At 67.2% G+C, this 21,766-nt stretch carries 19 protein-coding genes; 6 read left to right on the forward strand and 13 right to left on the reverse strand.

The window, feature by feature from the left end:
- Positions 1-142: 142 nt before the first annotated feature.
- The 7 genes from paaK to paaA form a co-directional block, all read right to left on the reverse strand.
- On the reverse strand, positions 143-1,492 hold the full coding sequence (gene paaK, locus RALTA_RS23355; protein ID WP_012356414.1) for a phenylacetate--CoA ligase PaaK: 1,350 nt from the start codon (positions 1,490-1,492) through the stop codon (positions 143-145).
- Between the two features lie 72 nt (positions 1,493-1,564).
- On the reverse strand, positions 1,565-3,229 hold the full coding sequence (gene paaN / locus RALTA_RS23360) for a phenylacetic acid degradation protein PaaN (RefSeq protein ID WP_012356415.1): 1,665 nt from the start codon (positions 3,227-3,229) through the stop codon (positions 1,565-1,567).
- Between the two features lie 204 nt (positions 3,230-3,433).
- A complete protein-coding gene (paaE, locus tag RALTA_RS23365; RefSeq protein WP_012356416.1) occupies positions 3,434-4,510 on the reverse strand; it encodes a 1,2-phenylacetyl-CoA epoxidase subunit PaaE in 1,077 nt (358 codons plus the stop codon).
- Positions 4,511-4,527: 17 nt separating this feature from the next.
- Complete coding sequence (gene paaD / locus RALTA_RS23370; RefSeq protein ID WP_041232596.1) at positions 4,528-5,043, reverse strand: 1,2-phenylacetyl-CoA epoxidase subunit PaaD; 516 nt, start codon at positions 5,041-5,043, stop codon at positions 4,528-4,530.
- A 5-nt stretch (positions 5,044-5,048) separates the two neighbouring features.
- Complete coding sequence (gene paaC / locus RALTA_RS23375) at positions 5,049-5,801, reverse strand: 1,2-phenylacetyl-CoA epoxidase subunit PaaC (protein ID WP_012356418.1); 753 nt, start codon at positions 5,799-5,801, stop codon at positions 5,049-5,051.
- A 13-nt stretch (positions 5,802-5,814) separates the two neighbouring features.
- Positions 5,815-6,096 (reverse strand): 1,2-phenylacetyl-CoA epoxidase subunit PaaB, encoded by a 282-nt coding sequence (gene paaB / locus RALTA_RS23380; protein WP_012356419.1) that lies wholly within the window; start codon positions 6,094-6,096, stop codon positions 5,815-5,817.
- A gap of 56 nt (positions 6,097-6,152) precedes the next feature.
- Positions 6,153-7,151 carry a 1,2-phenylacetyl-CoA epoxidase subunit PaaA gene (gene paaA, locus RALTA_RS23385; protein WP_012356420.1) on the reverse strand — a complete coding sequence of 333 codons (999 nt, stop codon included), beginning with the start codon at positions 7,149-7,151 and terminating at the stop codon, positions 6,153-6,155.
- 127 nt (positions 7,152-7,278) lie between these two features.
- Here paaA and paaX point away from each other — a divergent pair, with 127 nt between their 5' ends.
- The gene (paaX, locus tag RALTA_RS23390) at positions 7,279-8,202 is read left to right on the forward strand and encodes a phenylacetic acid degradation operon negative regulatory protein PaaX (RefSeq protein WP_012356421.1); all 924 of its coding nucleotides are present in this window, start codon (positions 7,279-7,281) and stop codon (positions 8,200-8,202) included.
- 95 nt (positions 8,203-8,297) lie between these two features.
- Here the strand turns inward: paaX and boxA are convergent, their stop codons facing one another.
- The 4 genes from boxA to RALTA_RS23410 all read right to left on the reverse strand — a co-directional run bounded on the left by boxA (position 8,298) and on the right by RALTA_RS23410 (position 13,893).
- Positions 8,298-9,578 carry a benzoyl-CoA 2,3-epoxidase subunit BoxA gene (gene boxA / locus RALTA_RS23395; protein WP_012356422.1) on the reverse strand — a complete coding sequence of 427 codons (1,281 nt, stop codon included), beginning with the start codon at positions 9,576-9,578 and terminating at the stop codon, positions 8,298-8,300.
- Between the two features lie 44 nt (positions 9,579-9,622).
- Complete coding sequence (gene boxB, locus RALTA_RS23400) at positions 9,623-11,050, reverse strand: benzoyl-CoA 2,3-epoxidase subunit BoxB (protein ID WP_012356423.1); 1,428 nt, start codon at positions 11,048-11,050, stop codon at positions 9,623-9,625.
- Positions 11,051-11,113: 63 nt separating this feature from the next.
- A complete protein-coding gene (gene boxC / locus RALTA_RS23405) occupies positions 11,114-12,772 on the reverse strand; it encodes a 2,3-epoxybenzoyl-CoA dihydrolase (RefSeq protein WP_041232597.1) in 1,659 nt (552 codons plus the stop codon).
- Positions 12,773-12,930: 158 nt separating this feature from the next.
- On the reverse strand, positions 12,931-13,893 hold the full coding sequence (locus RALTA_RS23410) for a helix-turn-helix transcriptional regulator (protein ID WP_012356425.1): 963 nt from the start codon (positions 13,891-13,893) through the stop codon (positions 12,931-12,933).
- A gap of 89 nt (positions 13,894-13,982) precedes the next feature.
- Between RALTA_RS23410 and RALTA_RS23415 the strand changes: the two genes are divergently transcribed.
- The 4 genes from RALTA_RS23415 to RALTA_RS23430 all read left to right on the forward strand — a co-directional run bounded on the left by RALTA_RS23415 (position 13,983) and on the right by RALTA_RS23430 (position 19,102).
- Positions 13,983-14,447, forward strand: a complete 465-nt coding sequence (locus RALTA_RS23415) for a DUF4863 family protein (RefSeq protein WP_012356426.1) — start codon at positions 13,983-13,985, stop codon at positions 14,445-14,447.
- A 9-nt stretch (positions 14,448-14,456) separates the two neighbouring features.
- Complete coding sequence (locus tag RALTA_RS23420; protein WP_012356427.1) at positions 14,457-16,004, forward strand: 3,4-dehydroadipyl-CoA semialdehyde dehydrogenase; 1,548 nt, start codon at positions 14,457-14,459, stop codon at positions 16,002-16,004.
- 85 nt (positions 16,005-16,089) lie between these two features.
- Positions 16,090-17,694 (forward strand): benzoate-CoA ligase family protein, encoded by a 1,605-nt coding sequence (locus RALTA_RS23425; protein ID WP_012356428.1) that lies wholly within the window; start codon positions 16,090-16,092, stop codon positions 17,692-17,694.
- A gap of 49 nt (positions 17,695-17,743) precedes the next feature.
- Positions 17,744-19,102 (forward strand): MFS transporter, encoded by a 1,359-nt coding sequence (locus tag RALTA_RS23430; RefSeq protein ID WP_012356429.1) that lies wholly within the window; start codon positions 17,744-17,746, stop codon positions 19,100-19,102.
- A gap of 103 nt (positions 19,103-19,205) precedes the next feature.
- Here RALTA_RS23430 and ycaC read toward each other — a convergent pair whose 3' ends face one another.
- Positions 19,206-19,832 carry an isochorismate family cysteine hydrolase YcaC gene (ycaC, locus tag RALTA_RS23435; RefSeq protein ID WP_012356430.1) on the reverse strand — a complete coding sequence of 209 codons (627 nt, stop codon included), beginning with the start codon at positions 19,830-19,832 and terminating at the stop codon, positions 19,206-19,208.
- A gap of 85 nt (positions 19,833-19,917) precedes the next feature.
- On the reverse strand, positions 19,918-20,595 hold the full coding sequence (locus RALTA_RS23440; RefSeq protein WP_012356431.1) for an isochorismatase family protein: 678 nt from the start codon (positions 20,593-20,595) through the stop codon (positions 19,918-19,920).
- Positions 20,596-20,743: 148 nt separating this feature from the next.
- On the opposite strand from RALTA_RS23440, the gene RALTA_RS23445 reads away from it, so the two are divergent.
- Entirely contained in the window at positions 20,744-21,652 is a 909-nt protein-coding gene (locus RALTA_RS23445) for a LysR family transcriptional regulator (protein WP_012356432.1), read from the forward strand.
- The last annotated feature ends 114 nt before the right edge of the window (positions 21,653-21,766 follow it).

Genomic DNA, 21,766 nt, shown 5'->3' on the forward strand with positions numbered 1-21,766 from the left:
GCGCAGGGGGGTGTGGCGGCTCTGGGTGGTCGCCATCGTGGAGTTTCGTTCGTTGCGTCTTGAATGCCGCTGGTGTGCTCCCCTCTCCCGCGCGCGGGAGAGGGGAGCCTATGCCAGCGGTGTGGGTGAAATTGCAGCGTTGTCAGATAGCGCCGACCGGTTGCTCGTGTGTCACCTTCGGCCGCATATCCACCACACGCCGCGCCTTGCCGACCGTGGTGCGCTCGATCCCCTCGGCCGCCACCACCTGCACCCGCGTGGTCACGCCGACATAGGTCTTGATCTGGTCCTTCAGGTCCCGCTCCAGCGCCGCCCGGTCATCCGCCGACAGCGACGCGGAGCGCTCCGGCCGCGCCTCGACCCGCACCTCCAGCTTGTCGAGGTGACCGTCGCGCGTCACCACCAGCTGGTACTGCGGCGCCAGCGCCGGTGCCTTCAGGATCAGTTCCTCGATCTGCGACGGGAACACGTTGACGCCGCGGATGATCAGCATGTCATCCGAGCGCCCCGTGATCTTGCCGATGCGGCGCATCGACCGCGAAGTCGGCGGCAGCAGGCGCGTCAGGTCGCGGGTGCGGTAGCGGATCACCGGCAGCGCTTCCTTGGTCAGCGAGGTAAAGACCAGCTCGCCTTCCGAGCCATCCGGCAATATCTCGCCGGTCACCGGGTCGATGATCTCGGCATAGAAATGGTCTTCCCAGATCACCGGGCCGTCCTTGCTCTCGATGCATTCGCACGCCACGCCCGGCCCCATCACCTCGGACAGGCCGTAGATGTCCACCGCGTCGATGCCGGCGCGCGCCTCGATCTCCGCGCGCATCGCGTCGGTCCAGGGCTCGGCGCCGAAGATGCCGACCTTCAGCGAGCTTTCGGACGGATCCATGCCCTGGCGCTCCATCTCCTCGATCAGGTTCAGCATGTACGACGGCGTCACCATGATGATGTCGGGCTGGAACTCGCGGATCAGCTGTACCTGTTTCTCGGTCTGTCCGCCGGACATCGGGATCACCGTGCAGCCCGCCTTCTCGGCGCCGTAGTGCGCGCCCAGCCCGCCGGTGAACAGCCCGTAGCCATAGCTGACATGGACCAGGTCACCGGCGCGTCCCCCCGCGGCGCGGATGGACCGCGCCACCACGCTTGCCCAGGTATCGATGTCCTTCGCGGTATAGCCGACCACGGTCGGCTTGCCCGTGGTGCCGCTCGACGCATGCACGCGCGTCACCTGCTCGCGCGGCACCGCAAACATGCCGAACGGGTAGTTGTCGCGCAGGTCCTGCTTGGTCAGGAACGGGAACTTCGACAGGTCGGACAGCGACTTCAGATCGTCCGGATGCACCCCGGCCACCTGGAACGCCTTGCGGTAATGCGGCACGTTGTCATAGGCATGGCGCACGCTCCATTTGAGCCGTTGCAGCTGCAGCGCCTGCAGTTCGTCGCGGCTGGCGCGCTCGATCGGCTCCAGCTCATTGGGGTTGGGGTTGCGTTGCACCATTGTCTACTCCATCTCGTTATGATGGCGCCGCGTGCGAGGGGGGCCGGCGCCTGGGTACTGCAGGCCTTGCGATCAGATAGGCGAGCGGCTCTGGACCACGCGGAAGCGGTTGGCGACGAAGGCCGCATCCGACAGCGATGCATTGGCCGCGGGGTTGGCACCGGTGGCGTGGAAGTCGCTGAACGCGGCCGACTGGTTGACGAAGACGCCGCCGGTCAGGTTGAGCGACAGCGCCACGCCGGCGTCTTCCGCGGCATCGCGGATGCGTTCGGTCACGCCCGCGTCGGTGGTATAGGCCGACAGCGTCAGCGCGCCGTGCGTCTTCGCGCCGCGGTGCGCCAGTTCGATGCTGTGCGCGGTGCTGTCGGTCGCCACGACGAAGGAGATGGGGCCGAACAGTTCCTGCATGATCTTCGCCTCGTTGCTGGCATCGACCTTCAGCACCAGCGGCGTGCGGATGCGCGCGCCCGGAAACTCGGGATGTTCGAGCACGCGGCTGTCGGCAACGATCTCGCCCAGCGCGCGCGACGCTTCGATCCGTTCCACCACGCCGTCGTTCTGGATGGCTCCGATCAGTTCCACCGCCTTGGCCGGATCGCCGGTCAGCTTGCCGACCGCCTCGCCGATCGCCGCGGCGACCTGGTCGAAGCTGACGCGCCCTTCCGGCGTGTCGATGCCGTCCTTCGGCACGTAGATGTTCTGCGGCGCCGTGCACATCTGGCCCGAGTACAGCGACAGCGAGAAGGCGATATTGCGCACCATGCCCTTGAAGTCCGCGGTGGAGTCAATGACGATCTGGTTGACGCCTGCCTTCTCGGTGTACACCTGCGCCTGGTGCGCGTTGCGCTCCAGCCAGTCGCCGTTGGCGGTGCTGCCGGTAAAGTCGATCAGGCGCACTTCCGGGCGCAACGCCAGCTTCGACGCCATGCGCTCGCTCGGGTCGTTGGCCACCAGCGTGACGATGTTCGGGTCGAAGCCGGCTTCATCCAGCACTTCACGCGCCACCTCGACGGTGATTGCCAGCGGCAGGATCGCGCCCGGGTGCGGCTTGACCACCACCGCATTGCCGGTCGCCAGGCTGGCGAACAGGCCGGGATAGCCGTTCCAGGTCGGGAACGTGCAGCAGCCGATCACCAGGCCCACGCCGCGCGGCACCACGGTGTAGCGCTTTTCCATGCGCAGCGGGTCGTTTTTGCCTTGCGGCTTCTCCCACGTGGCTTGCTTCGGGATGCGGCGCAGTTCGTCCCAGGCGTAGGCCACGGCTTCCAGGCCGCGGTCCTGCGCGTGCGGGCCGCCGGCCTGGAAGGCCATCATGAAGGCCTGCCCCGTGGTGTGCATGACGGCGTAGGCGATCTCGAAGCTGCGGCGGTTCAGGCGCTGCAGGATTTCCAGCGATACGCCTACCCATGCCTCCGGCCCGGCCTTGCGCCAGGCGGGCATACCTTGGGCCACGCCGGCAAAGAGCTGGTCCAGGTCAGGCCTGGGGTAAGTGACGCCCAGTTCCGGGCCGTACGGCGAGACTTCCTTGCCGGCCTGGCCGACGGTGCCCGGCTGCGACAGCGCGAACGGCTGGTTCAGGCGGGCCTCGAAGGCGGCCTTGCCGTCGGCATTGGCGGTCTCACCATAGACCTTCGGGCTCGGCATTTCAGCGAACGGGCTCCAGTAGCCGCGCGTGGCGATGGCTTGGGTGGCTTGTTCCAGCAGCGCCTGGTGGCGTTCGAAAAACGGATGGGACACGGCTTGCTCCGGGGGCGAGTGATTGGGCTTTCCTTGGTTCGCGACAGCGTAAAAACAACCACCGTCATTCCCGCGCAGGCGGGAATCCAGCGTCTTCAAAAGTCACTGGGTTTCCCGCCTGCGCGGGAACGACAAGGAAAAGCGTTGTCGTGAGTTTCGGAAGTCTCAAGAGTTTTGAGTAGGTAGGCGTGGCAGGACAACGCTTCAGGTTTCCTGGTCGAAATCGATCACCAGCCTGTCGCTGACGGCGTAGCTCTGGCAGCTCAGGATGAAGCCGCGCGCGACTTCGTAGTCTTCCAGCGCGAAGTTGACGTCCATGTCGACCTCGCCTTCGATGCGCTTGCAGCGGCAGGTCGAGCAGACGCCGCCCTTGCAGGAGTACGGCAGCTCGATGCCCTGCGCCAGCGCGGCGTCGAGCACGGTCTCCTTGTTCTTTTCCAGCGTGAAGGAACGGGTGCGGCCGTCCTGGATCACGGTCACCTCGCACTGCTGCTGGCCGACCTGCTTGTGCGCATGCGCGGCGGGCCGCGCCGCGGGGATGCTGGTGGCGAACAGCTCGCGCTTGATGCGGGTCTTGTCGACGCCGTTGTCGAGCAGCGCCTGCGAGACCTCTTCCATCATCGAATGCGGGCCGCAGATAAAGGCGACGTCGATGTCCTGCGGCCTGACCCAGTGCTTGAGCAGCGCGTTGACCTTGTCGCCGTCGATGCGGCCGTTGAACAGGTCGATGTCGAGCTGCTCGCGGCTGAGCACGAACACCAGGTTGAAGCGCTGCAGGTAGGTATCCTTCAGGTCTTCCAGCTCTTCCTTGAACAGCACCGACGACGAGGCGCGGTTGCCGTAGAACAGCGTGAAGCGGCTGTCCGGCTCCGCCTGCAGCGTGGTCTTGATGATCGACAGCATCGGCGTGATGCCGCTGCCGGCGGCGAACGCAACGTAGTGCTTCGCATGCGTGGCGGACAGCGGCACGTGGAAGTGCCCGGACGGCGGCATCACTTCCAGCTTCATTCCCGGCTGCAACTGTTCGATGGCCCAGTTGGAGAACAGTCCGCCGTCGACGCGCTTGATCGCCACGCGCAGCTGCGCATCCTGCACCGCCGAGCAGATCGAGTACGAGCGGCGCACGTCTTCGCCATCGATGCCGGCGCGCAGCGTCAGGTGCTGGCCCTGCACGTAGCGGTAGGCATCGGCCAGCTCGTCCGGCACGGCAAAGGTCACGGCGACCGCGTCGCGGGTCTCGCGCGTGACCGAGGCCACCGTCAGTTCATGGAATTTGCTCATCTCCCCACCTTTCCTTCTCAGTGAGCCTTGAAGTAGTCGAACGGCTCCTTGCAGTCGCCGCAGCGGTACAGCGCCTTGCATGCGGTCGAGCCGAACTGGCTGACCAGCCGGGTATGGCGCGAGCCGCAGTGCGGGCAGGCCACCACCAGCGCCGGCGATGTCTTCCGGCTGATGCCGCTGATATCGATCACCTGTTGCGCCGGCGGCGCGATGCCATAGCCGGTGAGGCTGGCCTTGCCACGCGGCGTCATCCAGTCGGTGGTCCACGCCGGCGCCAGTTGCGTCTGCACGCGCACCTGGTCCACGCCCTGCGCGGCGAGCGCGCTTTCGATGCCTTCGCGGATCACGGTCATGGCCGGGCAACCGGAATAGGTCGGCGTGATGGTGACAACGCAGGCATCGCCTTCCCACGCCACGTCGCGCACGATGCCGAGGTCCACCACGGAAATCACCGGAATTTCAGGGTCCGCCACCGTGTCGAGCCAGGTCCAGACCTGCTCCACGGCGGGACGCGCCAGCGCTTGCGCGGTCATGACGCTCACCACTGCGCGCCGGGATAGGCGCGCTGAAGGAACTGCATCTCGGCCAGCAGGTAGCCGAGGTGTTCGGTATGACGGCCGTGGCGGCCGCCGCTTTGCGCCCACTGGCCGGCGGGCACGCGCAGCGTGGCTTCTTCCAGTACCTCGCCGACATGGCGCTGCCAGGGCTCGGCCAGCGTGCCGGGAGCGGGAATCACGCCTTCGTTCGCCAGCGCGGTCTCGGCCGCATCGGCTTCGAACAGCTCGCCGGTGAACATCCACAGGTCGTCGAACGCGTCCTGCATGCGGCGGTGGCTTTCCTCGCTGCCATCGCCCAGGCGCACCACCAGGTCGGCGCTGCGGCGCACGTGGTAGGTCACTTCCTTGAGCGACTTGGCGGCGATCTCCGCGATGCGCGCATCGGTCGAGCGCTGCAGCGCCTCAAGCTGAAAGTAGTGCCACGTATCGAACAGGAACTGGCGCGCCAGCGTATCGGCATAGCTGCCGTTGGGCTGTTCCACCAGCAGCAGGTTGCGGAACTGGTGCGCATCGCGCAGGAATGCAAGGTGGTCGGCGGTGCGCCCCGCGCCCTCCACTTCCGCGGCATAGCCGAGCCACAGGCGGGTCTGGCCGATCAGGTCGAGCGCGACGTTGGTCAGCGCGATGTCCTCTTCCAGCGCCGGGCCGCGGCCGCACCATTCCGACAGGCGCTGGCCGAGCACCAGGGTGGAATCGCCGAGGCGCAGCAAATATTCGAGCTTGTGGTTCGTCATGGTCCGCGCCGTATCAGATGTGCTTGACCGCTTCCGGCATCGGGAAGAACGTCGGGTGGCGGTAGACCTTGCTGTTGGCGGGCTCGAACAGCGGGCCCTTGTCGCCGGGGCTGCTGGCGATCACGTCGCTGGCCCTGACCACCCAGACGCTGACGCCTTCGTTGCGGCGCGTGTAGACGTCGCGGGCGTTGTTGATCGCCATTTCGCCGTCGGGCGCGTGCAGGCTGCCCACGTGCTTGTGGGCCAGGCCGTGCTGGCTGCGGATAAAGATCTCCCAAAGCGGCCACTCTTTCATGGCAACCTCCTGTGTCAAGCGATTCGATGGGGGAGCGGCGCGCTGCGCCGCATGGGTCAGGCGGCGGCTTGCTGCGGCTGCTTGCCGGCCTGCTTGTCCGCGTGGGCCACCAGTGCGTCGCGGAACCATGCGCCGTCGTCCCAGGCCTTGACGCGGGTGCGCAGGCGGTCGCGATTGCACGGGCCGTTGCCCTGGATCACGTTGTAGAACTCGGACCAATCGATCTCGCCGAAGTCATAGTGGCCGCGTTCCTCGTTCCACTTCAGCTTCGGGTCGGGAATGGTCAGGCCCAGGTATTCGGCCTGCGGCACGGTCTGGTCGACCATCTTCTGGCGCAGCTCGTCGTTGGAGAACAGCTTGATGCGCCATTGCATCGACTGCGCGCTGTTGGGCGAATCGCCGTCGGATGGGCCGAACATCATCAGCGCGGGCCACCACCAGCGGTTGAGCGCATCCTGCGCCATCTGCTTCTGTTCGGGCGTGCCGTTGCACAGCTTCAGCAGGATGTCGTAGCCCTGGCGCTGGTGGAACGACTCTTCCTTGCATACGCGCACCATGGCGCGCGCATACGGGCCGTACGAGCAGCGGCACAGCGGCACCTGGTTGATGATGGCCGAGCCGTCGACCAGCCAGCCGATCATGCCGATGTCGGCCCAGGACAGCGTGGGGTAGTTGAAGATGCTGGAATACTTGGCCTTGCCCGAATGCAGGTCGCCCAGCATCTGGTCGCGCGACACGCCCAGCGTCTCGGCGGCGCTGTACAGGTACAGGCCGTGCCCGGCTTCATCCTGGATCTTGGCCAGCAGCACCGCCTTGCGCTCCAGCGTGGGCGCGCGGGTGACCCAGTTGCCTTCCGGCAGCTGGCCGACGATTTCCGAATGCGCGTGCTGGGAGATCTGGCGAACCAGGGTCTTGCGGTAGGCCTCGGGCATCCAGTCCTTGGCCTCGATCTTGATGCCGTCATCCACGCGGGCCTGGAACGCGCGCTCCTGCGGGTCCATCTCTTCCATCGCGCGGAGCCTTGTTGCTCCTGTCTCCACCAGCTGTGCGTACATGCCTGCTCCGCTTTTGTCGGGCCCCGCCCGGGGTCTTGATTTGCGTCAACCGCATTAGTTGCAATGCATGGTAGTGATACAATTTGATTCAAGCAATCAACGATTGTGTATCACTTTTAGGACCGCGATGGCGACCGCTCCCGACCCGCAACAGCCCTCCCCGCGCATTGCCCGGCTGGCGCGCGGCCTCAAGCTGGGTGCAAATTCCTTGCTGGTGACGCTATTCGGCGACGTGGTGGCGCCACGGCCGCAGGCAGTGTGGCTGGGGAGCCTGATCCGCCTCGCGGCGCCGTTCGGCATCAACGACCGGCTGGTGCGGACCGCTACGTTCCGGCTGACCGCGGACGACTGGCTCGCCGCCACCAGGATTGGCCGGCGCAGCTATTACGGCCTGTCGGAAGCCGGCCTGCAACGCGTCGTGCACGCCGGCAAGCGCATCTATGCGGGCGAGGCGCAGGAATGGGATGGCCGCTGGACGCTGGTGATGGTGCGCGGTGACGTGCGCGCCACCGTCCGGCAGAAGCTGAAGCGGGAGTTGCTGTGGGAAGGCTTCGGCGCGATCGCGCCCGGGGTCATGGCGCATCCCAGTGCGGACCTTGGCTCGCTGCGAGAGATTATCCAGTCAGCGCGCGCGCAGGACTACGTGGCGGTGATGGAGGCAAGCAGCCTGGCAGCATTCTCGATCCGGCCGCTGCAGGCGCTGATGCACCAGACCTTCAAGCTGGGCGATGTGGCGCACGCGTGGCAGGCGCTGCTGCGGCGATTTTCACCACTGGCGGAGGAAGCGGCAGACTTGCCGCCGGTCGATGCGTTCTTTGTCAGGACGCTGCTGGTCCATGAATACCGGCGCGTGCTGCTGCGCGACCCGAACCTGCCGGAGGCGCTGCTGCCGCAGGACTGGCCGGGGCGGACGGCGCGGGGGATGTGCAGCGGGATGTATGGGGCGCTGCTGGAGGCGAGCGAGGAATACCTGCATGGGGTGGTGGAGGTGGCGGAGGGCGGGTTGGCCGATGCGTCGAACGAATTGCGCAAACGGTTCAAGCATGCCTGACATCCCGCGAAACCCACCGGTCTGCTCCCCTCTCCCGCGCGCGGGCGAGGGGAGCCTGTGCGGGCGGCGATGGCGCTATCTGCGACGCCTCGCCTTCAGTACGTCTCCAGATGCAACCGCCCTTCCCGCTTCAATCCTTCCGCCAGGGATTCCCAATGCAACCCCGCCTGCTGCGCCACGTCGCGCAAGGCCAGCACCACGCCCTCCTCCATGCTCTTCAGCCCGCAGACATAGAAGTACGTGTCGGGTGAAGCCAGCAGCGCCGCGAGGTCTGCCGCGCGTTCGCGCATCAGGTCCTGCACATACCGCCTGGGCTGCCCCGGCGTGCGCGAGAACGCCAGGTTGATGTCGATGAAATCCTTCGGCAGGTTCTGCAGCGGCCCGAAATACGGCAGCTCTTCCTTGCTGCGCGCGCCGAAGAACAGCATCAGCTTGCCGCTGTCGAACTTGCCGGCCTTGCGCAGCCGGCGGCGCCATTCGGTCATCGCGCGCATCGGCGCGCTGCCGGTGCCCGTGCAGATCATCACGATATTCGAGCGCGGATGGTTGGGCATCAGGAAGCTGGCGCCGAACGGCCCGATCACTTCCACCTTGTCGCCCACCTTCAGGTCGCACATGTAGTTCGAGCCGATGCCGCGCACGGGATTGCCGTCGTGGTCCTGCAGCACCCGCTTGATGGTCAGTGACAGGTTGTTGTAGCCGGGCCGCTCGCCGTTGCGCGGACTGGCGATGGAGTACTGGCGCGCGTGGTGCGGGCGGCCGCTGGCGTCCGTGCCTGGCGGCACGATGCCGATCGACTGTCCTTCCAGCACCGGGAACGGCGTGGTGCCGAAATCCAGCACGATGTGGTGCGTGTCGTATTCGCGGCCGACCTCGGTCACGCGCACGTTGCCGGTCACCGTGGCGGTGATGGTCTTGCTCGCCGACTTCGCGCCGTACAGGTTGGTGTAGGCATGGGCGGCGGACCACGGCGGCACGGTGGCGCCGTAACGCGCGGTGCTGAAGGCTTCCTCGACGGTGCCGGCCAGCGGCGATGCCGCAGGAATCTCCGGCACTGCGGACTGCATGTCGGCACCGGGGGCCAGGTCGGCGAGCTGCTCGGGCGACAACGGCTCCGGCAGTGCGTCCCATGTCAGTTGTTCCTCGACACTGTAGGCGCGCAGTTTCGGCATATCGCGCCAGTTATCGATCGAGCCGGTCGGACACGGGGAAATGCAGGCCATGCACAGGTTGCACTTGTCCGCATCGACCACATAGTTGCGCGAGTCATGGGTGATCGCGCCCACCGGGCAGGTGGCTTCGCAGGTGTTGCAGCGGATGCAGATCTCGGGATCGATCAGGTGCTGCTTGATGACTTGAATTTCTGCCATGTCCATGGCGGTCTCCAGAGCAAACAGGGAGCAGTTGATGACACCGTGGATCAGTTAAACCGCACGTACTCGAAATCCACCGGCTGGCGGTTGATGCCCATCACCGGCGGCGCGATCCAGTTGGCGAACTTGCCCGGCTCGACCACGCGACCCATCAGGCTGGCGACGAAGGCGCGGTCGCCTTCGGTGGGCAGCCACTGGTCGCGGAAATCGCGCCATTCGGCGTCGGAGACCACGCGGCCGTCGGGTGATACCTTGACGCCGGCCAGCGCGCCGATATTGCGGTGGAAGGCCTTGTGCGGCACCGTCAGGCGGAACGGGATGCCGGCCTTGTCGATCACCTTGTTCCAGCGCTCGACGCCGGCCATGCTGTCCTTGATGTAGTCGTCGCGCAGCACTTCATTGAGGGCGTTGAGCATCGGCACCTCCTTCTCCGTCAGCTGGCCGTTCTGCGCCTGCAGGATGCGGTAGGTCTGGCCCTTGAGCACATGGTCGTCCATGCGCTTGCCCTCTTCGTAGCGGCCCTTCAGGCCGGTGCTGTAGAAGGTGGCGGCATTGCTCGACTCATCGGCGCCGAACAGGTCGATGGTGACGCTGTAGTGGAAGTTCAGGTAGCGCTGGATGGTCGGCAGGTCGATCACGCCGGCGGCGCGCAGCCTGGCCGGATCGTCGGTCTTCAGTTCGTTCATCACCTGGCAGGTGCGCTGGATCACGCGCGACACGCCGCTCTCGCCGACGAACATGTGGTGCGCTTCCTCGGTCAGCATGAATTTTGTGGTCCGTGCCAGCGGGTCGAAGGCGCTCTCGGCCAGCGCGCACAGCTGGAACTTGCCGTCGCGGTCGGTGAAGTAGGTGAACATGAAGAACGACAGCCAGTCGGGCGTCTGTTCGTTGAATGCCTGCAGGATGCGCGGGTTGTCCTGCTGGCCGCTGCGGCGCTCCAGCAGCGCCTCGCCCTCTTCGCGGCCATCGCGGCCGAAGTACTTGTGCAGCAGGTAGACCATGGCCCACAGGTGGCGGCCTTCTTCCACGTTGACCTGGAACAGGTTGCGCAGGTCGTACATGCTGGGCGCGGTCAGGCCGAGGTGGCGCTGCTGCTCGACCGACGCCGGCTCGGTATCGCCCTGCGTCACGATGATGCGGCGCAGGTTGGCGCGGTACTCGCCGGGCACGTCCTGCCACGCGGCCTCGCCCTTGTGGTCGCCGAAGTGGATCTTGCGGTCGGCCTCGGCCGGGTTCAGGAAGATGCCCCAGCGGTAGTCCGGCATCTTGACGTGGCCGAAGTGGGCCCAGCCCTGGGGATCGACGCTGATCGCGGTGCGCAGGTAGATGTCATGGCTGTGCGAGCCTTCCGGGCCCATGTCGTTCCACCAGCTCAGGTAGTTGGGCTGCCACTGCTCGAGCGCGCGCTGCAGGGTGCGGTCCTCGCTCAGGTTGACGTTGTTGGGGATCTTGTCGCTGTAGTTGATGCCGGACATGGTGGTCTCCTGGGGACGATGCGGTTGTCGTGCGGTGCGGATCGGTGCGGGATCGGTGCGGAATCAGACGCGGTTCCAGTCGAAGGCGGCCTTGTCGCCCTTGCCGTAGACCTTGAGCGCCCCCTTTTCGCCGACCGCGTTGGGGCGCTGGAAGATCCAGTTCTGCCACGCGGTCAGGCGGCCGAAGATGCGGGTGAACATGTTTTCCTGGCCGTTGAAGCGCAGGTTGGCTTCCATGCCGGTGAGCGCATCGGGCGACATCGCCACGCGCTCTTCCAGCGCGATGCGCACCTCGTCGGTCCAGTCGATATCGTCGGGATTAGCCGTGACCAGGCCGAGGGCATGCGCGGCATCGGCATCGAGCGGCTGGCCGGCTTTGGCGCGCACGGCATCCAGCGCGGGCTGCTCGTCGTAGAAGCGGCGGCCCAGGCGGCTCTGGCCGGTAGCCATGGGGTACAGACCGAAGTTGACGTCGGCCACGGTAATCTTCGGCGCGCGCGCCTCGTCGTCGGGCAGCGCCAGGTGGTAGCTGCGGTCGCAGGCCAGCGCCAGTTCCAGGAATGTGCCGGCAAAGCACGAATCCGGCTCGATCAGCGCGAACAGGCTGCGCGACGACACGTCCAGGCGGCTCAGCGTGCGGCGCAGCAGGCCGATGGTCTCGCGCACGAACCAGTGGTCCTTGTGCGCCAGCAGCGTGGCATCGTTGGCCAGCACCGCGGCGGCGTCGCCGCTGGTCTTGATCAGCCAGGTGCCGATGTCCAGCTCGTTGGTGCGCATCGACAGGATCGCGTCTTCCAGCTCGCGCGCCAGTTGCAGCGGGTACCAGGCGGCGCCGGCTTGCACGATGTCCTCGATGTTCTGCGGCTGCGGGCCCGTCGGCGCCTTCACCGTGAAGGTGGCGGTGCGGCCGGCGCGGTCGATCTCGACGGTCACATGCGTGTAGCGCAGCGCATCGGCTTCAATGGTGCGCTCCAGCGGCATGAGCGCCACGCCCTGTGCATCGGCCGGGCGGTCGCTCTGCGCGGCCAGCGCCAGCGCGCGCTCCTGCACCTTCTGCGCGAACACCGCCGGCTTGGCGATATCGTCGACCAGGCGCCAGTCCTTGGCGCGCTGTCCGCGCACGCCCTCGGTGGTGGTGCAGAAGATATCGGCCAGGTCGTGGCGCACATGGCGCTTGTCGGTCACGCGGGTCAGGCCGCCGGTGCCCGGCAGCACGCCGAGCAGCGGCACTTCCGGCAGGCTCACCGCTGACGAGCGGTCGTCCACCAGCAGGATCTCGTCGCAGGCCAGCGCCAGTTCATAGCCGCCGCCGGCGCAGGCGCCGTTCACCGCGGCCAGGAACTTCAGGCCGCTATGCGCCGAGGAATCCTCGATACCGTTGCGGGTTTCGTTGGTGAACTTGCAGAAGTTGACCTTCCACGCATGGCTGCTGACGCCAAGCATGAAGATGTTGGCGCCCGAGCAGAACACCTTGTCCTTGCCGCTGGTGATGACCACGGTGCGGACTTCCGGATGCTCGAAGCGGACACGGTTGAGCGCGTCGTTCAGCTCGATGTCGACGCCGAGGTCATAGCTGTTGAGCTTGAGCTTGTAGCCCGGACGCAGTCCGGCGTTCTCGTCGATGTCCACCGCCAGCGTGGCGACGGGACCGTCGAATGCCAGCTTCAGATGCTTGTATTGGGAAGGATCGGTCTGGTAGTCGACGCGGGGGGCGGTGGTCACGGCGGGTCTCCTCTGCGAAACTGCACTATCGTGCATTGACTGGAATCTGGTTTAACGAACTATAGTTCATTACGTCAGGCTTCAGCAAGCATTATTGTGCAGATTCAATGAGGCGTGACTGGCAATGCCCTTCGCGCCATGCTATGGCGCAGGACACGTCACAACGGCATGCGCAACGCCTGCCGCACCAGCCCACGCAGGGCGGCAAAGGTGGCGTCAAGCGGCTGCGCGCTGGTGTCCAGCGCGAACTCCGCCTTGGAATAAAAGGCGGCGCGGCCGGCCAGGATCTGGCGCAGGTCTTCCATGGCCTCCCTGCTGGCAGCCATCGGGCGGAAATCGCCCTGCGCCCGCACCCGCTCCATATGGTCTTCGGGCTCGGCCTGCAGCCACACCGTGGTGCAGTGGGCCAGCAGCAGGTTGAAGGTGGCCGGGTCCGACACCAGGCCGCCCGGCGTGGCGATCACGGCCTCGGGATAGATCTGGATGGCCTCCTCCAGCGCCCGCCGCTCGTAGCGGCGATAGGCGTTCATGCCATACAGGCCCTGGATCTCGGAAATGCTGCAGCCGGCGAATTTCTCGATCTCGCGGCTCAGTTCCACGAACGGAAAATCCAGGTCCTCGGCCAGCATGCCGCCCAGCGTGGTCTTGCCGGCGCCGCGCAGCCCGATCAGCGCCACGCGCGGGCTGCGCGCCGCCTGGGCTGCATTTTCGCCACCGGTGCCCAGCATCTGGCCCACGGCGATCCGCACGCGCCGCAGCGTGGCTTCGTCGCGGTGCTCCAGCAGTTCGCGCAACAGGATCCATTCCGGCGATGACGTGGTGACGTCGCCCAGCAGCCCGGCCAGCGAGCACTGCAGGGCCTCGGCGACGTGCTGCAGCACGAGGATGGAGGCGTTGCCGCTGCCGTATTCCAGGTTGGCGAGGTGACGTTCGGAAACCCCGGCCGCCTGCGCGGCGGCCTTGCGGGTCAGGCCGCGGCAGGCACGCTGCTGGCGCACGCGCTCGCCTAGCGAGACCAGGAAGGGATTCTTCTGCGCTCCGTTGGCGGCCCCGCCATCCGAACCATGGTGCAGTTCTGTATCCCGGGTTAACCCAGCATCATGCAATATAGTGCTTGACATGGTTTGCCTGCGGCTCTATTTTTCATACATGCACAATAATGCATGAGGCCAGTGAAGGCAACTGGCGAATCAGACGGAGCCCCTTTCCTATGTCCCCCACTGAATTCCGCAGCCAGATTGCCAGCCTCACCGCGCAACTGGCCGGCCGCCCGCTCGATGCGGCGCTCGATGCCTGGCTGAACGACCGGCATGGCGCCGGCAGCCCCCTCTACCAGCAGTTGACGGCGTCATGCCAGGCCGGCGTGGCCGCAGGCTGGCTATGCGACCGCGAGGGCGGCGGCATCCGCTATGGCCGCATCTTCAAGCCCGCCGGCGACCTGCACGGCTTTTCGGTCGACGTGGTCGACATGCAGGACGTGGCCGGCCCGCACCACACCCATCCCCTCGGCGAAATCGACCTGATCATGCCGCTCGACAGCGAGGCACGGTTCGACGGCCGCCCCGCCGGCTGGCTGGTGTGCCCGCCGGGCAGCGCCCATCGCCCCACCGTCAGCAGCGGCCGTGCGCTGGTGCTGTACCTGCTGCCGCAAGGCCGTATCGACTTCACGCGCTGAGATCTCCCCATGACTGAACTCCTTTCCAATTACCTTGGCGGCACCTGGCAACGCGGCAGCGGCGCCGGCACCGCACTGTTCGACCCGGTGCTCGGCAATGAACTGGTGCGCGTCGACGCCACCGGCCTGGACCTTGCGGCCGGCTTCGCCTTCGCCCGCGAGCAAGGCGGCGCCGCGCTGCGCGCGCTGACCTACCGGCAACGCGCCGCGCTGCTGGGCGAGGTGGTCAAGGTGCTGCAGGCCAATCGCGATGCCTATTACGACATCGCCACCGCCAACAGCGGCACGGTGCGCAACGACTCGGCGGTCGACATCGATGGCGGCATCTTCACGCTGGGCACTTACGCCCGGCTCGGCGATACCCTCGGCGACCGGCATCACTTGCCGGACGGCGAAGCTGCCAGGCTGGGCAAGGACCCGCTGTTCCAGTCGCAGCACGTGCTGGTGCCCACGCGCGGCGTGGCGCTGTTTATCAATGCCTTCAACTTCCCGGCCTGGGGCCTGTGGGAGAAAGCCGCGCCGGCACTGCTGGCGGGCGTGCCCGTGATCGTCAAACCCGCGACCGCCACGGCCTGGCTGACCCAGCGCATGGTGCGCGACGTGGTCGAGGCCGGGATACTGCCGGCGGGCGCGCTGTCGGTGGTGTGCGGCAGCGCCGCGGGGATGCTGGACGCACTGCAGCCGTTCGACGTGGTGTCGTTCACCGGTTCGGCCGACACCGCGGCAGTGATCCGTTCGCATCCGGCCATCGCGCGGCGCTCGGTGCGCGTGAATATTGAAGCGGACAGCATCAATGCCGCCGTGCTGCTGCCGCAGGACGGCGCCGACAGCGCCGCCTTCGATTTGCTGGCGAAGGAAGTCGTGCGCGAGATGACGGTCAAGTCCGGCCAGAAATGCACCGCGATCCGGCGCGTGTTCGTGCCCGAGGCCCTGTATGCCCGGGCTACCGAGGCCATCGGCGCACGGCTGTCGAAAGTGACGGTGGGCAATCCGCGCCATGACACGGTGCGCATGGGCGCGCTGGTCAGCCGCGCGCAGTTCGACGCGGTGCAGGCGGGCCTGGACGGGCTGCGCCGTCACGCACAGGTGCTGCATGACGGTTCCCGCCAGCCCCTGGTCGATGCCGACCCGGCGGTGGCCTGCTGCATCGGCCCGACGCTGCTGGGGGTGACCGATGCGGACGCGGCCGGCACGGTGCACGATACCGAAGTATTCGGCCCGGTCGCCACGCTGCTGCCCTATCGGGATACGGCCCACGCCCTGGCCCTGGTGCGCCGTGGCCAGGGGTCGCTGGTGGCCTCGCTCTATGGCAGCGACGCGGCCGCGCTCGGCGCCGCCGCGCTCGAACTGGCGGACAGCCACGGCCGCGTCCATGTGATTTCGCCCGACGTGGCGCAGCTGCATACCGGCCACGGCAACGTCATGCCGCAATCGCTGCACGGCGGTCCGGGCCGCGCGGGCGGCGGCGAAGAGCTGGGCGGCCTGCGCGCCCTGCACTTCTATCACCGCCGCTGCGCCATCCAGGCCAGCACCGCGGTGCTCGGCACCCTGGCCTGAGAGATCCGGCCCACCGCATTCCCGCGCCGCCACATCCGCATGGCGCCGCGCGGCACACCGTACACCAGTAACGGGGAGACAACCCATGAACGCCACGCCCGCAGCGCCACCGGTCCCGCCACCCGGCGAGACTTTCAACTTTGCCGCACACCTGCTCGCCTGCAATGCCGGCCGTCCCGGCAAGGTGGCCTATCTGGACGACGACGGCCAGCTCACCTATGGCGAACTCGGGCTGCAGGTGCGGCGCCTGGCCGCGGCGCTGCTCGCCGCCGGCATCCGCCGCGAAGAGCGCGTGCTGCTGCTGATGCACGACTGCACCGACTGGCCGGTCTGCTTCCTCGGCGCGATGTACGCCGGCATCGTGCCCGTGGCCGTCAACACCCTGCTCACCGCCGACGACTACGCCTACATGCTGCAGCACAGCCGCGCGCAGGCGGTGCTGGTGTCGGCGGCGCTGCTGCCGGTGTTGCAGGATGCGCTGGCACGGCCGGGCCATGAGGTACGGCAGGTGCTGGTGTCGCGCGCACAGGCACCGCTGCCCGAGGGCACGGCCCCGCTGGACGCGGCGCTTGCCGCGCAGGCGCCGCTGCAGTCGCCCGCCGCCACCGGTTGCGACGATCCCGGCTTCTGGCTCTACTCGTCCGGCTCGACCGGCCAGCCCAAGGGCGTGGTGCACAGCCACGGCAACCCGTACTGGACCGCGGCGCTCTATGCCGGGCCGGTGCTCGGCCTGCGCGAACAGGACGTGTGCTTCTCCGCGGCCAAGCTGTATTTCGCCTACGGCCTGGGCAACGGCCTGAGCTTTCCGCTCAGCGTCGGCGCCACCGTGGTGCTGATGGCCGAGCGGCCCACGCCCGAAGCCACCGTCCGGCGCTGGCTGCAGCACCAGCCGACGGTGTTCTTCGGCGCGCCGACCGGATACGCCGGCCTGCTCGCCTCCCCGGCGCTGCCGGGCCGCGCCGAGGTAGCGCTGCGCTTGTGCTCGTCGGCCGGCGAAGCGCTGCCGGCGGACCTCGGCGAGCGTTTCACCGCGCACTTCGGCTGCGAGATCATCGACGGCATCGGTTCCACCGAAATGCTGCACATCTTCCTGTCGAACCGCCCCGGCCAGGTGCGCTACGGCACCACCGGCTGGCCGGTGCCGGGCTACACCATCGAGCTGCGCGACGAAGACGGCCGCCCGGTGCCCGACGGCGAGATCGGCGACCTGTATATCCAGGGCCCCAGCGCGGCGATGATGTACTGGGCCAACCGCGAGAAGTCGCGCGAGACCTTCCGCGGCGGCTGGACCAAGAGCGGCGACAAATACGTGCGCAACCCCGACGGCACCTACAGCTACGCCGGACGCAGCGACGACATGCTCAAGGTCAGCGGCATCTACGTGTCGCCGTTCGAGGTCGAGGCCACCCTGGTGCAGCATCCCGCGGTACTGGAGGCGGCGGTGATCGGCGTGCCCGACCACGACGGGCTGGTCAAGACCAAGGCCTTCGTGGTGCTGAAGGCCGGCGCGCAGCTGGCCGAGGACGAACTGAAGGCCTTCGTCAAGGAACGGCTGGCGGCCTACAAATACCCGCGCGCCATTGCCTTCGTGGATGCGCTGCCCAAGACCGCCACCGGCAAGATCCAGCGCTTCATGCTGCGCGAACGAGAACTGCAGGCCGCCGCAGAGCGTGCCGCCGCGGTGGCGTGAGCGGCAACGCCGCCCGCCGCCGCACCCCAACCCTGTCCGGAGACAAACCATGCGTCAGATCGATGTCCACCAGCTGGCCGACACGGCCCGCTTCAACCGCTTCCACGCGCTCATCCTGTTCTGGTGCGCGCTGATCATCATCTTCGACGGCTATGACCTGGCGGTGGCGGGCATTGCCCTGCCGTCGATCATGAAGGAAATGGGCGTGACTGCCACCAGCGCCGGCTTCATGGTCAGCTCGGCGCTGTTCGGCATGATGTTCGGCGCGATCTTTCTCGGCACCGTGGCCGACCGCATCGGCCGCCGGCGCGCCATCGCCATCTGCATCGCGCTGTTCAGCGTGTTCACCGCGGCGGCGGGCCTGACCAGCGACCCTGTCAGCTTCAGCGTCACGCGCTTCCTCGCGGGGCTGGGCATCGGCGGCGTGATGCCCAACGTGGTGGCGCAGATGACCGAGTACTCGCCGCGCAAGCTGCGCGGCACGCTGGTGACGCTGATGTTCAGCGGCTATTCGGTCGGCGGCATGCTGGCCGCGCTGCTCGGCAAGGGGCTGATCGAAAGCTACGGCTGGCAGTCGGTGTTCCTCGCCGCCGGCCTGCCGGTGGTGCTGATCCCGCTGGTGCTGCGCGCGCTGCCGGAATCGATGCCCTACCTGATCCGCACCGGCCAGACCGCGACGCTGCAGGCAGTGGTGTCGCGGCTCGCGCCGTCGCACCGGCCGCAGGCCGGCGATGTCTTTGTCCTGCCCGCCGATGAGGGCGCGGCCGGCAGCGCCCCGATCCGCCGCCTGTTCCAGGACGGCCGCGGCGTCAGCACGGTGATGTTCTGGGTGGCGTTCTTCATGTGCCTGTTCATGGTGTACGCGCTCAGCTCGTGGCTGGCCAAGCTGATGGCAGGCGCTGGCTACAGCCTGGGTTCGGCACTGACCTTCGTGCTGGTGCTGAACTTCGGCGCGATGCTGGGCGCGATCGGCGGCGGCTGGCTGGCCGACCGCCTGCCCATCAAGCACGTGCTGATCGGCATGTATGCGCTGGCAGCGGTGTCGATCACGCTGCTGGGCTATCCGATGCCCAGCGCCGCGCTGTTCGTGGTGGTGGGCCTGGCGGGCGCATCCACCATCGGCACGCAGATCGTCACCTATGCCTACGCGGGCCAGTTCTATCCGATGGCGGTGCGCGGCACCGGCATCGGCTGGGCTTCGGGCGTGGGCCGCAGCGGTGCCATCCTGGCGCCGATCGTGATCGGCGTGCTGGTCGGGATGTCGCTGCCGCTGCAGCAGAATTTCATGGCGATGGCGATCCCCGCGGTGATCGCGGCCGGGGCGGTATCGATGATCAACCACAGGCGCTCGGCCTCGGCGCAGGCGGAAGTCGCTGCGCCGGTGCGGGCAGCGGTGCGGGAAGCCTGAGGGAAATGGCTTGTGACTTGAGTCCTCCCGCATGCCCATTGTTTGCCCCCTCTCCCGCCGGGCGGGAGAGGGGAGCTAACCAGCGGCTTGCCCAGGGGTGTTCCTACTTCCCGCCCTTCACCGTGGTATAGGCCGTGATCAGGTTCCGGTAGTCCGGAATGTGGTTCGAGAACAGCGTGCCCAGGCCTTCGATGTCATTGCGCCAGTCGCGGTGCAACTCGCACGCCACGCCGAACCATGTCATCAGTTGCGCGCCGGCTTCCGACATCCGGTGCCAGGCCGAATCGCGCGTGATTTCATTGAAGGTGCCCGAGGCATCGGTCACGACGAACACGTCAAAGCCTTCTTCGATCGCCGACAGCGCCGGGAACGCCACGCATACCTCCGTGACCACGCCGGCGATCAGCAGCTGCTTCTTGCCGGTGGCGCGCACCGCCGCGACGAAGTCTTCGTTGTCCCAGGCGTTGATCTGGCCGGGGCGGGGAATGAACGGCGCATCCGGGAACATGGCCTTCAGTTCAGGCACCATCGGCCCGTTGGGGCCATCCTCGAAGCTGGTCGTCAGCACCGTCGGCAGCTTGAAGTACTTGGCCAGGTCGGCCAGCGCCAACACGTTGTTCTTGAACTTGTCGGGCTCGATGTCCCGCACCAGCGACAGCAGGCCGGCCTGGTGGTCGACCATCAGCACGGCTGCCTGGGTCTTGTCCAGGCGTTTGTAGGGCTTACTCATGGCGCGCTCCTGTGGAGAAATTGCGGGCGCGGCCGGGATCCCTGGCCGCGCCCGCGTTGAGAAGCAGTGCCTACAGGTTAGGACGTCAGCGCTGGGAGTCCAGTACCTCGTGCTTCTTCTCGACTTCCTGCGCCTTCATGTAGCTTTCGATCAGCAACTGGTAGGCCGGGAAGATCTTGGTGTAGACCTCGGCCCATTGCTGCGCGTCCGCGCGGTTCCAGGTCTGCTGCAGCTCCGACGCCACTGCGGCGGTGTCCATCGGCACCACGCCGGCCTGGACGATGCGCGCCAGCGTGATTTCCTGCGCCATCTTGGAATAGGTGCCGGAGGCGTCGACCACCGCGAAGACCTTGTAGCCGTCCGCCACCGCGCTGATCGACGGGAACGCCATGCACACGCTGGTGATGGTGCCGGCGATGATCAGGGTCTTTTTGCCGGTCTCGCGCACGGCGGCGACGAAGTCCGGGTTGTCCCAGGCGTTGATCTCGCCCTTGCGTGCGACGTATTTGGCATGCGGGGCGTTTTCATGGATCTCGGGGATCAGCGGGCCGTTGGGGCCCTGCGGCACCGAAGCGGTGGTGATCACCGGCAGCTTGCTCAGCGTCGCCATCCTGGCCAGCGCGGCGGCGCGCAGGCGCAGCTCGGGCATCGGCATATCGCCCACGGTCTGGAACAGGCCACTCTGGTGGTCGATCAGCAGCATTGCCGTATCGGCGGGATCGATGGCCGGACGCTTTCCGTTGAAATTGGCGGGTGTGGTCATGGGGCATTCTCCTATGCGGTGGGCAAAACCGGCGGACCGGACCATCCGGAACCGACGGTGTTGCGAAAGCATAGGACTTGGCAAATCCGCCCGGTAGGCCGGAAAATCTGCCCTCAGCGTCCTACTGGCAGGACGACAGGAGCGGCTTTTGCATCCGGACCTCAATGACCTGTACTACTTCGCGCAGGTGGTCGACCACCAGGGCTTTGCCCCGGCAGGGCGTGTCCTGGGCATCCCCAAGTCCAAGCTCAGCCGGCGCGTGGCGCTGCTGGAAGAGCGCCTGGGCGTGCGCCTGATCCAGCGCTCGACACGGCGCTTTTCGGTGACCGAACTGGGGCAGACCTATTACGCCCACTGCAAGGCCATGCTGGTCGAGGCCGAGGCCGCCGAGAGCGCGATCGAGCAAAGCCGCGCCGAGCCCAGCGGCCTGGTGCGCATGACCTGCCCGGTGGCGCTGCTGCATGCGCGCGTGGGCGAGATGGTCGCCGACTTCATGGCGGCCAACCCCAAGGTCATCGTGCATCTGGAGGCAACCAACCGGCGTGTCGACGTGGTGGCCGAGGGTATCGACCTGGCCGTGCGCGTGCGGGTGCCGCCGCTGGAAGACAGCGACCTGGTGATGCGGGTGCTGGCCCAGCGCGCCTGGTGCTTTGTCGCGAGCCCCGCGTTGCTGGCCCACCACGGGCCGCTGCTGACGCCGGCGGACCTGAACCGCCTCCCTACGCTGGACCTGGGCCCGCCCCGCCCTTCGCACACGTGGTCGCTGTCCGGCCCTGGCGGCGCCAGCGCCGACCTGCACCACAAGCCCCGGCTGGTCACCGACGACATGATCATGCTGCGCGCCGCGGCGGTGGCCGGCGCCGGCGTCGTGCAGCTGCCGGTGATGATGATGACCGACGAGCTGCGCGATGGCCGCCTGGTGAAGGTATTGCCGGAATGGTCGGTCAAGGGCGGCGTGATCCACGCCGTGTTTCCGTCGCGGCGCGGGCTGCTGCCGTCGGTGCGCGAGCTGATCGATTTCCTGACGCAGCGCTTCGCCCGGATCGACGAATCCTGATCGCCGGCAGCGCACCGGCGCCACGGGCAGCGGCCGTCACCCGGGCAGGGTTGGCCTGGAAGTGGTATCATCCGGCATCCCATGTGCAGACCAGGCCGGCAACGCCATACTGCT

This window comes from Cupriavidus taiwanensis LMG 19424, from assembly GCF_000069785.1.
GTDB lineage: Bacteria > Pseudomonadota > Gammaproteobacteria > Burkholderiales > Burkholderiaceae > Cupriavidus > Cupriavidus taiwanensis.